Source organism: Roseobacter sp. S87 (assembly GCF_055693285.1).
The window spans coordinates 338783-354542 of record NZ_JBVFTR010000004.1; the positions used below are offsets into that span (position 1 = coordinate 338783).

Sequence of the window (15760 nt, forward strand, 5' to 3'; positions counted from 1 at the left end):
TATGTCCCTAGATGAGAATCAGCGTCGAATGTTCTTACCAGAGTTTATTGCAGCGGCAGTTCGACCACACGCGAACTGCGCTTCAGCGGCCACAGAATTAGAACAATATTGGTCGGCAATAAGAAACTCTGGATCATCTAAGGAATGTCTAATTCGGCATTTGGCAGATAGTTCGGTTCCCTTGCTCTGTGATGTTGGCAAATGAGATGGCTTTTGATGTTCTTTGTGTGGGTCTTTGTTATTTTTACGATGCAGGCGCAGGTTAGCGCAATTCTAGCGGGCGGAATCGCGGGATGTTTAGTGGCGATCGGAGTTCTGGTTTATCAGACACGAACCCACAAAATTAGTGGTCGCTATAAAAGACAAGACGAGGTGATTGATTTGACTTTTCAAAGCCGCAGAAATTTTAAAGAACATCCGGAACTTTTGCTTATCTGGATCTTTCAACCAGCATTTTTTGCATCAATTTTTTTCGCAATCACGAGTGAGGTTTTCGAATGGCTGACATAACCCTGGGTGTAGGAATTGTCTATGAAACAACAAAGGCTAATCTGTCAAAAGTAAGAGAAACCCTAAGAGATATTGGTCTGAATGCACCGGAAGGCATAAAGGATCTCCTTCGTGCACCGTCTTACTACGAAGCCACTGTAGTTTTTGGTGCTTCTGTAGTCTCGACCGAAGCTGGAGAATTGGCTTCAAGGCAGAGCGGTGAGCAGCTGGAAAACATGTCCGGTTTTGACCTTTTCACCCACCTGATGGGGAACCAAACGGGATATCTTGGGGGTTCTTTGGCCGGAGAAGGTCTGAGAAATCTACAATTGGAACCATTCACAGCATTTAGTCTCGGGGCTGCAACGGGAGTGGGTACACAAGGTGGTATCGACTTTGAAGCCTTTGTAAGCGTTGGCCACTTTAGCGACCTGACAGGGTTTTCGCTGTCTGGTGAGGCACAGGTTTTGCCGCACGCAATTCAGGGTGGCGGTTTAGCAGTCCCGCTTGGTAGCTACCCGGGTGATCCGGGGACAAAAGCGTACGTAATGAGAAGTGCTTCGAAAATTCTGCAGCCAAATGGTGCTTTGGAATTCGAGTATACAATTCTTGTTTCGGGTGCTCAGGCAACAGAACTTGCTCAGGAAATCGTTAATGGTGACCTCAGAATTGAAGAAATCGCTGACTACTTGAGCCAGCAATCTGATGAACAGTGTTTCTTGTGTGATTCCATGGTTCAGATGTGGCCACTTGATCCAGCAATTACTCCGTGTGCCGACGGCAGTTTTGATGAAGAGGAAGTACGATCCAAGCTTTGGGCAAAGCCAATCAGTGAAATCCGCGCCGGTGATCTGGTGGTTTCTTACGACAAGGAAGGACGACTGAAACCTGGTCCTGTAACGCGCACGATGACAAATTCTTCCTCAAATATCCTTGATTTTTGGGGCACGGGGGTCACGCCAGGTCATGCGTATTACTGCACTGACGGTAGATTCAAAAATCAACATGTTCCGCTTATGGATATTCTGCGGACTGATGGCGCGATCATGCGTGACTCCGGAAAAGTGTATCGGGCGGCGACCAATTGTGAGGTCGGGTCGACTGGCGACCGTCTCATCCATGCCGAGGCGCGGGCAAAAATGCCGGACGGCTCATGGACGCCGAGGAAGCGTGGCCAAATCCGCTTTGGCACACGGATCTCGACGCCTGACGGCAAGAGGAGCATTTCCGTAATGGAAGTAGCCGAGCGTCAAGGCTGGAGCCTTTCAGACGATGGCTACATGTTGGGTAAGATCGAAACTGCAGATGGCACGGTCCAGGAGTGTAAGTTCCCATTCCCATATGCCCATGGCGCAGAGCTGCCAAGACCAGAAGACTACATCCTCACCCGCTCGCAAGTTACTCTTGAGGAGATTTATCTCGCTGACGAATGGGAGCAGATTGGCACGCGGATGTCAGCACCGGATAGTCTGTCAGGCTTCAATTCCGAAAGCCCAATGCGACGAACAAAACCTAAGCCTAACATACCGCCTGCCTTCGCCAATCGTCCAGATGCCCCAGCGGCTACGACCATGGTACATTGTTCTGTTCGTGCACACACCTCAGAGCTGTCACCTTCGATGAAAAGGAAGCAACGCAAAGCTCTGGCGGAGAAGCGGGGAAAAGAGTCCGGTTCAAGCAGACAGACGGTGAGCTGATCCGGCGGAACTACTAAGTATGGGTGGGAATTCAACAACTAACTCGCGTGGCACGTCTCGCGGTGGTTCAGCTTTGTCTTTCGAAGTGCTGGATCATGCCGAGAACCGTCTGGACGACCTTGTCGCGCTTGCAAGGGCGGCGCACGGCGAAAGCCGTCTGTCTTACATCACATTTGCACCACAAAAAGTTGAAACCATCATCCGGCGTGCTTCGCAGGACACAAAACGGCATGGGATTATGCTTTGTACGGATCGCGGAAAGCCAGTCGGTGCGGCGTACTGCTCGATTGGCGAATATCACATTGGTGAAGGCACGCTGGTTACGACAATTCACAACATAAACGTTTTGCCGGAGAAGCGGCATGGATTGTCAGGTGGAAAGGTCGCGCTGGGACTGCTGCGTGGAATTGAAACCTGGTCTCACGCCAGAAACGCACAGGAAATTTTTTTCCACGTCACGTCAGGCGTGGATCTCGCCAGAACACACAAATTTATTAAGCGACTGGGGTACCAGTTCATTGGGGGAAGCTATGCAAAGAGCGTTGGATCACACAACTGACGGTCCGGTTGACGGCTGGAAAACATACAACTTCGAAGTGGCCGGCCACCATACTTATGTCGCTGACGGCGTCCGGGTGCACAACACGTCATCGGTCTACACGCTGGATGAGCAAGGGCGAATTGAGGCGCTATTCGGCCCGGGCGGTCAGGAAATTGCTGTTGAAGGCGTCTGGACGCCGGCACAGGCATACCACTATGGCCAGATTGTTGATGTTGATAACGGAGATGGCACAACAACGCCCACGCTGACTTCTGGCGGGTTCTTGTCGAGCCTGTCTGCTTTGGGCCGTAGCTTCGCCGATCTTATCGGGTTAGATGGCCGTATAGGTTTGCAAGGGACATTTGCGGGACACTCTCCACAGATTCCGGGTTCTTCATTTCACGAATTGGGACAGCCCGCGCCGTACCGTGTGGATTGGTCTGGTGATCAAGACGAAGATGGCATTCCAGATTTTCGGGATGAAAACTTCTCAAACATTGGCCACTGGGGCAAGGATCGTGACGGCGACGGTGTTCCTAACTGGAAGGATCAGAATGACGGTGTTGGCTGGCGCGATAAAAACCCTGGCGGTGAGGGTGACACTGAAGGAAGTGGCAAGCCAATCATTCTCGACATGGACGGTGACGGAATAGAAATCGATGTCGACGGTACCGTTTCTTTCGACATGGATGCGGACGGTTATTTGGAAAGGACTTCATGGGTCAGCGCTGATGACGCCTTCCTCGTGATCGATCTGAATGCCGATGGATCGCGCGGGGCGGGCGATGGTCAGATTAGTATGACCCAGGAACTGGCGTTCACAGAGTGGTTGCCCACAGGTGGTGTTACGGACCTTCAGGCGCTGGCGATGTTTGATACGCTTTCTGAGCTTGGAGGTAACGGCGACGGGGTGCTTTCTGCAGCGGATACTGTCTGGGATGAGCTCCGTGTCTGGCAGGATGCGAACTCCGACGGAGTAGCTGACGACGGCGAGTTGCAAACTCTTGCAGCATTGGGATTTACCCAGATCAATCTCACCTACGATGACGGTACGGCTTATGATGACAATCGAAACGATGTTACCGTATTCAACAACACGCTGCTGGGTACCGCTTCTTTCACCCGCAATGGTGAGGTCGTTGAAGGTGGTGTAGGCGACGTTGCACTGTCTTTTCAGACCAATGGCTATCGCGAAGTCGCAACCAGCACAGGCTACAATGTCGAGTTTGAAACAGGCGAGACCTTCACATACGCGGACCTTGAAACCAGTGGTCTGACAAGCGTCGATCTGGAAGCACTCAACCTAGATGGTGCGTTTGGCTTCACGTCTGATGACATTCTGGATGCCTCCGGTCACCTGCGGTCCGTGTCCATTTCGGGGGGTGACGGGAATGACGCCATTACAGGTGGGGCACTTGGTGACTTGCTGGCTGGGGACGCGGGAGCGGACAGTATTTCCGGCGGCGACGGCGACGATGTCGTGTTCCTCGACGCGCTTGATGTCGCAGATGGCGGGCAAGGATTTGACACCGCAATTGTCACATCGAATGGGGGTGTCACCCTTGACTTGGTGGCAACTGGTTTCGAGCAGTTCACAGGCGGCGACGGTGCAGACACAGCAACCGGTGCTGCTTCGCAGAGTGCGGTTTACCTCGGCGGCGGTGGCGGGAATGATAATCTGACCGGCGGCGGTTCTGATGATCGTATTTCCGGCGATGATGGCGATGACACGATCGACGCAGGCGCGGGCGACGATTTCGCGATGGGCGGCGTTGGCAATGACAGTATTCACGGCGGTACGCAGGATGACTACATCCTGGGCGGATTTGGGACGGACACCCTCCACGGCGATGACGGCGATGATCTGATCTTTGGCGGCAACGACGATGACGTCCTTCACGGAGGTGCAGGCAGCGACAGAATTCACGGTGACGCCGGTGACGATGACATCCACGGTGGGGATGGTGACGATAAGCTCTATGGCGGCGATGGTAACGACGCTGTCTCAGGCGGGTCCGGCGATGACTGGATTGAAGGCGGCACCGGCGACGATGTTATCAGTCTTGGCCAGCCATCCGTCGATGCTTCGTATGATGTTGTCTTTGGCGGTGTCGGCAATGATGTTCTGGTATTGGATGGTGTGAGGTCGGACTGGTCATGGTCCGACATGGAAGTGACACGCAATATTGAGGTTGGACGCCGCTGGTACAGCTCCAGCGATGGCGGAGAATGGAGACCGATTTATCAGGCTCAGCAGTTCCGCGAGGGGCAATATTATCTGACCAACGGCACCACACGTATTGACGCGATCGATATCGAAGAGTTGCGCTTCACGTTATCCAGCGATGTGATCACGCTGACGAACACCGATGCGACGGCTGATCACAGTGAAACCTATGAGCGGACATCACTGGGCGCTGCCACAATCGGCAACAGCTATGGCTGGCGGTATATCGGGTTTTGGGAAGGCACAAACTCTGACGACACCGTGGTAACTGGATACGAGGACTCATATTGGTCCAGTGACGGAGAAGTTCACTTTTGGCGTGAGACAGCCCTCGGAGCAGACACGCTCGTGGGCGGCAGTGGCAACGACACGATCAATTCCGGCGACGGCAATGATACACTGGAAGGCGGTGCCGGCGACGACATTCTGAACGGGAACGACAACAACGATACCATTTATGGTGGCAGCGGATCTGACATTATCGATGGCGGCAGCGGCAATGACTATGCTGATGGTCAGGACGGGTCTGACTACATTATCGGCGGCACTGGTAGCGACACTCTCCTGGGTGGCGGAGGTTCAGATACTCTGGTCGGCGGTGATGGCAATGACACGCTGGAAGGGAATTCCGGTGACGATATTCTGTCCGGCGGAAACCACACGGATCAACTGAGCGGCGGCAGTGGCAGAGATCAGCTTTACGGTGATGCTGGCGATGACACACTTGACGGCGGAACAGGCGCTGACGCGATCTATGGTGGCAATGGCAACGATATTGCCCATGGTGGCGATGGCGGCGACAATCTATTCGGCGGCGCCGGAAACGACACCCTCAACGGCGATGGTGGCCGTGACGTCCTGAGGGGCGAGGCTGGCACAGATATCCTCGACGGTGGCATTGATGACGATGCATTGTTTGGCGGTGCGGACGCTGACCAGTTGTTTGGCGGCTATGGTGCCGATTACCTTGAAGGAGGTGCTGGAGCCGATGCTTTGGATGGCGGTGGCGGGTTTTTTGACATCGCAGGTTATCGGGAAGCGACTGCGGCGGTCAGTGTCAATCTGACCACTGGTGTTGCGAGTGGCAGTGACGCGGCCGGCGATACATTTGTCAGCATCGAAGGTCTTCTGGGATCGCAGTTTGATGACACGCTCGTCGGTGACGCGCAGCATAACCAGCTTTTTGGTGAAGATGGCAATGACAAGCTATTCGGCGAAGGCGGAAATGACACGCTCAGCGGCGGGAGCGGAAACGATGAGCTCCTCGGACAAGCTGGTGTAGACAGACTCTATGGCGGCAATGGCAGTGACTACTTGTCTGCGGGCGATGGCGGCATTGGACAACAGCTGCTGGACGGTGGCTCGGGCGACGATACCTACGTCATAGATGCGAACGGCGGCGAGCACTTTGTGTATGAAGAGTTTGAACAGGGTGAGGACTGGGTTTTCTTTGAAAGCCTGAACCGCAGTGACGTTACTGCTTCTTTTGACAATACCGCGCTTGTTCTGGAATGGTCGGGCGGATCGGCCAGGTTCAACCAAAGCGGCGAAAACGTTGAGCTCTTTGTGTTTGCTGATGGCTCGACGGCCGGCTTCCAGCCCGACGGTTCAGATCTCGGATTGGACAGCAACAGTCCGGGGGATCTGTTTGCCGCACACTGGCAGACGCGTTTTGAGAATGACGCAACCGTTGTGCAAACTGCTGCGGTATTGTCCGTGGGTGCGACAATTCTGACGGCGGCCAGCGACGGGTTTGCGGGAACTGCAGCTGCTGAGATTTTGTCTGGCAAAGCCGGAAACGATACGATCAATGGAGATGCTGGTGATGACACAATTGTTGGTGGCCTTGGCAACGACCTCCTGACTGGCGGCGCGGGTGCCGACACCTTCGTCTTCACCACCAATGACGGAAACGATACTGTTCAGGACTTTGATTTTGCGGCTGATGCCATTCAGATCGATGGGCTGCTGCTGAACCCGACCGTCCTGCCCGGGGGCACAAGCATGTCACAGTCTGGTTCTGACATTCTGGTGTCTTATGGTTCAGGCGACACTATCCTGTTGCAAAACAGCAGCCTCACTGACTGGCAGATGGCTTCACAAAGCCCAATAATCGGTCAGGCGGGTTGGTCTGCCATCGAACAGTTGGACAGCGATCAATGGTTCACGGTTTCATTTGATGAGCCAATTGCCAATGCGGTGGTCGTTCTGGGACCTGTTGAAAGCAATGGTGCTGATCCGTCAACAACACGCGTACGAAATGTGACTGACACAGGGTTCGAATTCCAGCTTGATGAATGGGACTACCTCGGTGGGGAACATATTGCCGAAAGCATTGCTTGGCTGGCTGTGTCGGAAGGAGTGCATGTACTTGAGAACGGGTTGAAATTGGTTGCTGGCAATGCCTCAGTAGACCACAGTTTTGAGACGATTGCATTCGGTGAGACACTCAGTGACGCGATTGTCCTGTCGGAGGTCACGACAGTTAACGAATTCTCAGCTGTTGTGACACGCCACCAAAACGTAACCCAGACTGGGTTCGATGTACGGATACAAGAAGAAGAAGCCAGTTCCGGATGGCATCCGCAGGAGAACGTCGCATGGATTGCGATCGAAACCGGTGGTGTAGCGGGCTTCGAAGCCTTCCGAACACCTGATCAGGTAACACATGTGGCTGAGCAGTTCGTCTTTGCACAGAGTTTTGCGGAAGCGCCTGTTTTGCTGGCGGACATGCAGACTTACAACGGAGCGGATCCATCAGCGCTCCGCTTTGATGACCTTTCTGCTAACGGCGTCAGCTTCCGGGTTGACGAGGAGACCTCAGCAGACGCGGAAACTGCTCACGCAACGGAAGTTGTTGGATACCTTGCAATAGAAGAAGGCTTCTTAATGTGACGCCTTCAGAGTTCGCTGAGCAACTCGTTACAGCTACTCGCTTTGCTTGGTTCGCTCATATGTCGACAGGACATTCCGCTGATGAAATGCGCCGCCCGACCGTTGCAACGACGGACATCTACGTTTTTCGTTCGGTCTGCGACAGATCCCGATTTGATTTCGAAACCCTAAGCTATTGTGAGGTTTCCCTTCCTTGTTAACGATCATGTCTAAAACTCTACGGCAGATGTTTCCGTTGTCTTCAATGGGGGTACCCCCTTTGGCTGAGTCAAATTTAAAAGGCACCGCTGAACTACGCGCTGCCCGCCGTGCCGGATCGACGCTGCTGGTGGCGGTGTTTGTCTTCAGCATTTTCGTCAACCTGCTGATGCTGACAGGCCCGCTCTTTATGCTGCAGGTCTACGACCGGGTTCTGGGGTCACGCTCTGAGGAAACACTGCTGGCGCTCTTTTTGCTGGTTGCCGCTCTCTACGGGCTTATGACGCTGCTGGAATATGCGCGCGGCCGTGTACTGGCGAGGTTCGGCGGGCGGTTTCAGGCAGCACTGGATCAGCGGGTGTTTGATGCGGTTCTGCGGCGATCCGTTCTGCCGCAGGAGCGTGCCGCCCCCGCCAAAGGTCTGCGTGATCTGGAAACGCTGCGTACTCTCTTCACCTCGCCTGTGGCGCTGGCGCTTTTTGACATACCCTGGACACCGCTTTTCCTGGCGGCGATCTTTATCTTCCATCCCTGGCTTGGCTGGCTGGCGACGGGTGGGGCGGCGTTGCTGATTACGGTCACGCTGCTGAACAACTGGCTGACGCAGTCCCGCACCCTGAAGGCGCAGATGGCCTCGTCCGAGGCCCAGAACTTCGCGGATCAGGCACGCCGGGCGGCCGAACTCGTGCGCGCACAGGGTATGCGCTCTTCAGTTGCCACCCGCTGGGGCACACTGCGGGACGACGCAATGCTGACAGCGCTGAATGCCAGCGACCGGTCAGGATTTTTTACGGCGATCAGCAAGTCTGCCACGCTCTTTCTGCAAAGTGCCATGCTTGCGCTGGGGGCTTATCTTGCGCTCCAGGCGGAGGTAACAGCGGGCGCCATGATTGCAGGCTCCATCATGCTAGGGCGGGCGCTGGCGCCGGTGCAGCAGGCATTGGGACAATGGGGTCTGGTTCAGCAGGCGCGCGCGGCCTGGCACACGCTCGGCGAGCTGCTGGACAAAACCCCGACCGAGCCCGAGACACATGCATTGCCAAGGCCCTACGGCAATATCTCCTTTGCTGGGGTGACGGTGGCCGCTGGCCCTGCCAAACCACCCATTCTGCAGGGGGTGTCATTTTACCTGGGCGAAGGTGAGGCGCTGGGTGTCATCGGCAAAAGCGGTTCTGGCAAAACAACCCTCGCCAAAACACTGCTTGGGCTGACCCCCGTGGCTGCCGGTGAGGTCCGGATCGGCGGTGCGACGATTGATCAGTATGATCCTGATATGCTGGGGGCCTGCATCGGTTACCTGCCGCAGGACGTGGTTCTGTTCACAGGCACAGTCGCCGAGAACATCGCGCGGATGTCGGTGTCGCCTGATGAGGAACAGGTCGTTGAGTCGGCTAAACGGGCGAATGCGCATGAGATGATCCTGTCGCTGCCCAAAGGATACAAAACACCGGTGCATGGCGATGACGGGTATCTGTCCGGCGGTCAACGCCAGCGGATTGCGCTCGCCCGGGCGTTCTATGGCGATCCAGTCCTGCTGATCCTGGATGAGCCCAACTCCGCGCTCGACAGTGAGGGCTCGGAAGCGCTGAACCGGGCGGTGAAGGCATTCAAGGCCGATGGCAAGGCCGTGGTGATCACAACCCACAGGCCCACGGCAATCTCTGAGTGCGACAGGCTGCTGGTTCTTGAAGGTGGCCGGGTCAGGGCGGACGGCCCGCGCGACGAAGTGCTCAGATCCATGGTCAGCAATGTCGAGGACATCAGACAGACACTGTCACGGGAGAAATCAGGATGAGTGCTGAGGCTAAGTCGCGCGCCCTGCGGGCCAGAGGACCGCTGGCCATCGGCAGTCTGGCGTTGCTGATCCTTGTGGGTGTGATCGGGGTATGGAGTGTGCAGGCCCGGATCTCGGGCGCGGTGATCGCTTCCGGGTTGATTGAGGTGCAGAGCAACCGTCAGGTCCTGCAGCACCCTCAGGGCGGGGTGGTCGGTGAGCTGCTGGTCCGGGATGGGGATGCGGTGCGCGCCGGAGATGTGGTGCTGCGCTTTGATGACACCCAGCTCAGGTCTGAACTGGCAATCACCGAAGGGCAGCTCTTTGAGGTACAGGCGCGGATGTCACGGCTCGTGGCCGAACGGGACGGGCTGTCAGATCTCCTGGTACCCGACGATCTGGCGGCCCGCGCGACAGGATCACCGGAGATCCGCGATCTGCTCGACGGTCAGGCGCGCCTCTTCAGAGCGCGGGGTGTCTCACTGGAGCAGAACGCGGCCCAGATTGCTGAGCAGATTGCCCAGGCTGAGAACCAGATCGCAGGTGCTGAAGCGCAGCTGGCCGCGCTGGAGACACAGCGGGGGCTGATTGACACCGAACTGGCAGACAGCCGCTCGCTTCTGGAGAAGGGCCTGACGCAGGCCTCGCGCGTCTCATCGCTGCAGCGCGAACAGGCGCGGCTGCAGGGGGAGATCGGCAGCGTCACAGCGGGCATCGCCCAGCTGAAAGGCCAGATCGCGGCGCTGAACATCGAACGCCTCGGCCTCACCACGGGGCTGCGGGAAGATGCGATCGCGCAACTGAGAGACCTGCGCGTGCAGGAAGTGGAACTGGTTCAGCGCAGGCTCAGCACGCTGGATACCCTGTCCCGGATGGAGCTCAGAACACCGGTCAGCGGTATCATCCACGGCTCCACGGTGTTTGCCCTGCAGTCTGTCGTTTCGCCGGCGGAACCTGTGATGTATGTGGTGCCTCAGGACCAGCCACTGGTGATCTCCGCCCGCATTGATCCCATCCACATTGATCAGGTGCAGATTGGGCAACAGGCCACTCTGCGCTTTGCTGCCCTCGACCAGAGGCTCACGCCCGAGATTGCGGGGCAGGTGACCGGCCTCTCTGCAGACATCGTGACCGACCAGGCTACCGGGCTTACCTTCTATGAAGCAGAGCTTGTGCCGCGGCCTGGTGATCTTGGCAAACTGGGTGGCCAGCCGCTGCTGCCCGGCATGCCGGTCGAAGCCTTTATCCGGACCGCCGACAGATCACCACTCAGCTATCTCGCCAAGCCCCTGACGGATTACTTCGCACGTGCATTCCGCGAGGGGTGAGGGGAGGTTAGGCTTTAACGGCGGACGACGAAGATGCCGGCTGAAGTGTTTGTTAGTCGGTGCTTTCTGATCGGAGAAGTTGACAAAGGGCAATGAGCCGATCGTGGAAGTGCCACTAATCATTTTTGGTCGCAGCACACGTACCCAATCCAGCTAGCCCGGAAAAAAGGTCTAAGAAACCGGAAATTGTTTAGAAGCAGAATTCGGATCGTTGATCTTACATGCATCGACAAAGCTTGCCTTCGTCACACGTGTCGCGAAGAACTGCCAATTGTGTCTGTCGGGCGAAACACACCAAAGATCATCCTCACCAAAGTCCAGGTAAACGAGTCTCTGGCTGACTGCCCACCTTCGGGTGATCTGCCGTCCATTGCCGTTAAAGACATAGACATTCGGATCCGTTCCCAAGCCAAGGTTTCGATCCATTCCTTTGAGAAATCTGTTGCGGTCATGTTTTAAACGGGTTCCGTCTACGACCCAGACAAGATTTCCATAAAACTGTTCTCTGGCCCGAATTTCGCGGTCACCCAAATGTGAGTGCTGAACTTCAATCACCAAACCGTTCGGTGTCCGGATATCTGCAAAATGCAATTCTCCCTGATCACCGTGATGCGGGTATTCCTGCCAGTCTCTGGGGAAACAGCCTTTCCAAGCACGATGCCACAGCGTCTCAGGTTCCCACCAATGGTCACAGTGGTCATGTCCTTGATGTGCCCAGTGCCATACCTTTCTTGTCCCGCACTTCGCAATCAGTGACGACATGCATCCCGGACAAACTCCGGCACCACCCGGATAGGCTTCAATTCTGGAGTTGTCTTCTGACAAAGCGAACCGCATTTCAGTCAAATCGATACAGCTTTACAGAGTTGGGTGCCACAGCCAACTGGCCCAGCCCAAAAGATAACCCCAGCCAACACAACCGGTACTGCCTTGCAACCCGTTGGATGCGCCAGGCTCGACTCGTTTCTCGGCTTTGATGAACAGGTTGGCTCAAACTCCGCAACTGATCGTCTCAGTACTGCAATTCAACCCTTGTGATGCAGTGGCTACCATCAAAGGAGAGACACCAAACTGCAAAAGATCCAAAATAGCGGAGGCACTACCGCAGAAAGTTGACGTCTTCCAGCAGATCCTTCAGGTCTTTGCGATGCTCCCATGAGGCCATGGTATCTACCTCGGATTCATGTTTCTGGTGGTCGTCCGTGCGCACGCGCTGCCTTTCAAGGAATGGCTGCTTCTGCAAAGTAATGCCGATACTGCCTCCGAACTTTTGGAAAACAAACATCGTGTTGAGCGCCCCATACTGCAGGACAGTCCAATCGGTAAAATACGAACGGTTGAAACACTTTGGCGGGTTCTTGATGTGCAGCGGAAGCGACAGGTCACCAAATTCTGCATGACGCCGCACCAGCGCGCGCAGCAACTCGTGCTTCGCCTTGGAGTAAACCCGCAGTGCATGGCGTTGGAAATTGATGCGGTGAATCCTGCGGGCGCTGCCGTCTTCGTTCCAGCCGGGCAGCGTGTTCCACATCTTTCCGCCTGCGTCGGGATTGCGGTAGACTGCGCTGGTCAAAGCCAGGATAGAATAGTCTGCCGCCAGGATCAGATTCTGGTAAATTTGATCAGTGTTTTCGCGCAACTCCGACCGTTCGGTCGCGGTGGTCTTTCGGTTTGCGATCCACAGCTCATCGTATGCGCACATGTAACCGTAAACGATGGTTGCCTCAATCTTGCGGGGGTTAACCTCGGTCAGGCCCAGTGTAGGCACGCGCGGGGCGATATCGATGACGTCTACCCCTGTTGCACCACCGGCGCCAACCGGGTCGTTCAGATGGGATTGCCCGGCATTCAGGCGGCGGCCGAATGCCACATCCGTCCGGGTGATTTCGGCGAATGTCAGCGCAACGGCGCGCCCGGCGACATCAGTCCACTTTGGCATCGGCTTGCCGGACGTCGGTGTTGACAGATCGTCGTCGAACGGTGTCGGGGCGGGTTCGATCGGGGCGCAGTAGATCGCGACAATCTGATCAGCGCCCGCATCGACCATAGATTGCAAGGGCAGATTTTCACGGATACCTCCGTCGTTGAACCATAGCGACCGGGTGCCCTCAAATTTGTCATGACTGAACGTGATCAGACGTGGCTCGAAAACTCCGGGAAATGACCCGGATGTCAGTGCGGCTTTGATCATCAGATCGGGGAAACTTTCGTTTACGTTGTCGGCCACATCAATGGATATGATTTCACAGTCCAGAAATTCGCGCGGGTGGTACATGTCGTGCATGCCGTCACGGTCAGGATATAGCAGGCGGCCCTGTTCCGTGATGTAGGCGGTCACGCCAGTTTCAAGACAATTGACGGAAATCCGCCATTTTATCCCCGCACGGCGTGTGTCGTGGTCGCCCGCCAGTGCCTTCAATCGAGTTTCAACAGGATCAAGCACAGCAATACTGCCTGTCAGGTTCATCAGCTTCTCCAGAACTTCGAGATCCTGCTCAAGCTCTTGTCTGACACCTGTTCCGGCACCTGCGACCCCACCTGCGATGGCGCCAATAATCAGTCCGCCGATGATGCCGATAGGCCCAAGGCTTGCGATCGCCGCAAGAATTGCAAGACCGCTTGCCGCACCAAAGCCGCCCCAAAGCGCAGGCAGCATAGAGCCTGTCGTCACCAGTTCGTCCATGACCATCTTCTTCGGGTCGAGCGTACCGATCTCTTCTGTCAACGCGGCATTGATGACGCGTCCTGCAATATGGGATTCTCCGGCGGCCTTTAGTACCTCTGGCCGCAGTCTGAGCATGTCGTCCACCTTCTGCAGATCCGTGTATTCGCGGACTGCATCATCAACACCGGGCATACCACGATCCATCATCAGTATTCGCGAGGTGATGGACCCGGTAGATGCGCTGCCAATTACCTTGAGGTGCTTGGATTTTTCCAGATCCAATTCCGCGAGGAACCGCATGGCACCGACGCCGAATGCACCTTTCAGCCCGCCGCCTTGCAGGCCTATGCCGAATGTCCTGCGTGGATCTGGCCGCCAATGAAACGCCAGTTTGCTCGTCGGGTCGGGCAGAGGCGGCTCAAGAAACGATCCACGCAACGGTGCCTGTCCGTCACTGACAATCTGACAGCCCTTTTTAATAATAGCCTTGTCGATAGCGCGGATTGTAATTTCAATGGTGTCGCCTTCTTGCGCCCGTTCTACTTCCTGGCGGTCCTTGGCTAACCGGGTGATCATTGATTGAAAGATAAGGTCAGGTTTGGCGTCTGACGCTGCCTCAAAAGGCAGGGCATCGTAGAAATCGACCCTGTCAGTAACTGAGACTTCGCCGCTGATCAACTTGCCGAGAAAGACGATACCGATCCCATTGATGGATGCTGCGAAACCATCCTCAATCACGATAATAAACTGTTTCATATGAACCTATTGGAGTAATGATGAACCGACTATAGCAATGTCTTTAATAGCGTAAATGTTCTTTGTTTCCGCTAGAATTGTGCAGTAGGGATGTCGTGTCGATATCCATCGGTCATGAAGAGAGGAGCGGTTGCGCTCCCGCTACCAACGAGAACCTCGTTGAACCCGCCAAAACTGTCACGCCAAGAACGGGAACCACGCAAACGATTGCCGAGGCGAATTGGGCCACACCAAATCACTATACTCACCGTGGATGCGAGCAGCTGATGCGACAGCGAATTTCAACAACGCCACATCGGTTTGGTGACGTGTCTTGCTTTTCTGCCTACATTCAGCGAAAGCGCGGATTGTGTCATGCAGATCATCTTAGCCTCGAACGTCTGCTCTGCAGACAAAGCTGCTATTGGCCACAGCACAGCATCCGATCAGCCTGAAGTCAGCGGGGCGCAGTTTGCGACAGCAGCGCAAAGCTCGTGGGGCGTGAAGCCAAAGTTCGTCTCAGATGCGAAGGAACTAGACTGATGGCCCGAAAGCGGACTCACGCCGCCCCTTCGATGTACTAACTCAAATACTGGCAGACGCGATTATGCGGATAACCTGAGGCTCCTACGAACTCCAACTTCAAGAGCTGAGAACACGGAAATAGCCGTTCATAACAGCCGTTTCAGCAGCAATAGTTGACGACAGAGGCTTCTTTCATCAGCAGAGAACGGAAAGAGACAGTCGTCTTTGATGGGGCACAAATAGTCTATGGGCCGCTGGGTCTACCTGATCTCGTGAACGCAGGACGTTTCGATGAGACCCAAATAAACTTTCTGTTTCCTTTTCTTGCTGAAGTTGACAGGTTAACCCGAAATTGGCGTTTCATCAGCGGTATTTTCCCCTATCCCGCTTCCGGTCGACTTTCAGGTACAAGAGTTGAAGGGATTAATGTGCCTGAAGCAGTCCAAGCACTGCTGAGCATAGGAGCACAAAGTGAGCAAAGTTCAATACTTGCTCCATTTGGAACGAAGCCAGTCTCTTTGGCGATGGCACTTTATGCGGCAAGATGCTCTTACCAACCGAACCAAACCTTGGCCTACTATACTCAGCCGACGTATTACAACCCGAGTATTCAACAGGTGTTCGTTAAATCGATTGGCACATGGTACTGAACGCCTACTGTGCCAAACTTGACGGGCAAGTTGTCT

The 15760-nt window shown here is 55.3% G+C and carries 9 protein-coding genes; 7 read left to right on the forward strand and 2 right to left on the reverse strand.

Annotation, left to right across the window (positions count from 1 at the left end):
* Positions 1 to 216: 216 nt before the first annotated feature.
* The 6 genes from ACZ1HA_RS02540 to ACZ1HA_RS02565 all read left to right on the forward strand — a co-directional run bounded on the left by ACZ1HA_RS02540 (position 217) and on the right by ACZ1HA_RS02565 (position 11149).
* A complete protein-coding gene (locus ACZ1HA_RS02540) occupies positions 217 to 510 on the forward strand; it encodes a hypothetical protein (RefSeq protein ID WP_472712742.1) in 294 nt (97 codons plus the stop codon).
* Positions 498 to 2186: a hypothetical protein gene (locus ACZ1HA_RS02545; protein WP_472712743.1), complete on the forward strand. Its 1689-nt coding sequence runs from the start codon at positions 498 to 500 to the stop codon at positions 2184 to 2186. Before ACZ1HA_RS02540 ends, ACZ1HA_RS02545 begins: the two co-directional genes overlap by 13 nt.
* 19 nt (positions 2187 to 2205) lie before the next feature.
* A complete protein-coding gene (locus ACZ1HA_RS02550; RefSeq protein ID WP_472712744.1) occupies positions 2206 to 2745 on the forward strand; it encodes a hypothetical protein in 540 nt (179 codons plus the stop codon).
* Positions 2717 to 7849, forward strand: coding sequence for a hypothetical protein (locus ACZ1HA_RS02555; RefSeq protein WP_472712745.1), 5133 nt, complete (start codon positions 2717 to 2719; stop codon positions 7847 to 7849). Before ACZ1HA_RS02550 ends, ACZ1HA_RS02555 begins: the two co-directional genes overlap by 29 nt.
* A gap of 244 nt (positions 7850 to 8093) precedes the next feature.
* Entirely contained in the window at positions 8094 to 9842 is a 1749-nt protein-coding gene (locus ACZ1HA_RS02560) for a type I secretion system permease/ATPase (protein ID WP_472715272.1), read from the forward strand.
* Entirely contained in the window at positions 9839 to 11149 is a 1311-nt protein-coding gene (locus tag ACZ1HA_RS02565; protein WP_472712746.1) for an HlyD family type I secretion periplasmic adaptor subunit, read from the forward strand. Before ACZ1HA_RS02560 ends, ACZ1HA_RS02565 begins: the two co-directional genes overlap by 4 nt.
* A gap of 171 nt (positions 11150 to 11320) precedes the next feature.
* Here the strand turns inward: ACZ1HA_RS02565 and ACZ1HA_RS02570 are convergent, their stop codons facing one another.
* Together ACZ1HA_RS02570 and ACZ1HA_RS02575 are read right to left on the reverse strand one after the other, a co-directional pair.
* Positions 11321 to 11974 carry a competence protein CoiA gene (locus ACZ1HA_RS02570; RefSeq protein ID WP_472712747.1) on the reverse strand — a complete coding sequence of 218 codons (654 nt, stop codon included), beginning with the start codon at positions 11972 to 11974 and terminating at the stop codon, positions 11321 to 11323.
* A gap of 274 nt (positions 11975 to 12248) precedes the next feature.
* Entirely contained in the window at positions 12249 to 14570 is a 2322-nt protein-coding gene (locus tag ACZ1HA_RS02575; RefSeq protein WP_472712748.1) for a patatin-like phospholipase family protein, read from the reverse strand.
* Between the two features lie 677 nt (positions 14571 to 15247).
* Here ACZ1HA_RS02575 and ACZ1HA_RS02580 point away from each other — a divergent pair.
* On the forward strand, positions 15248 to 15724 hold the full coding sequence (locus tag ACZ1HA_RS02580) for a hypothetical protein (RefSeq protein WP_472712749.1): 477 nt from the start codon (positions 15248 to 15250) through the stop codon (positions 15722 to 15724).
* Positions 15725 to 15760: the final 36 nt, after the last annotated feature.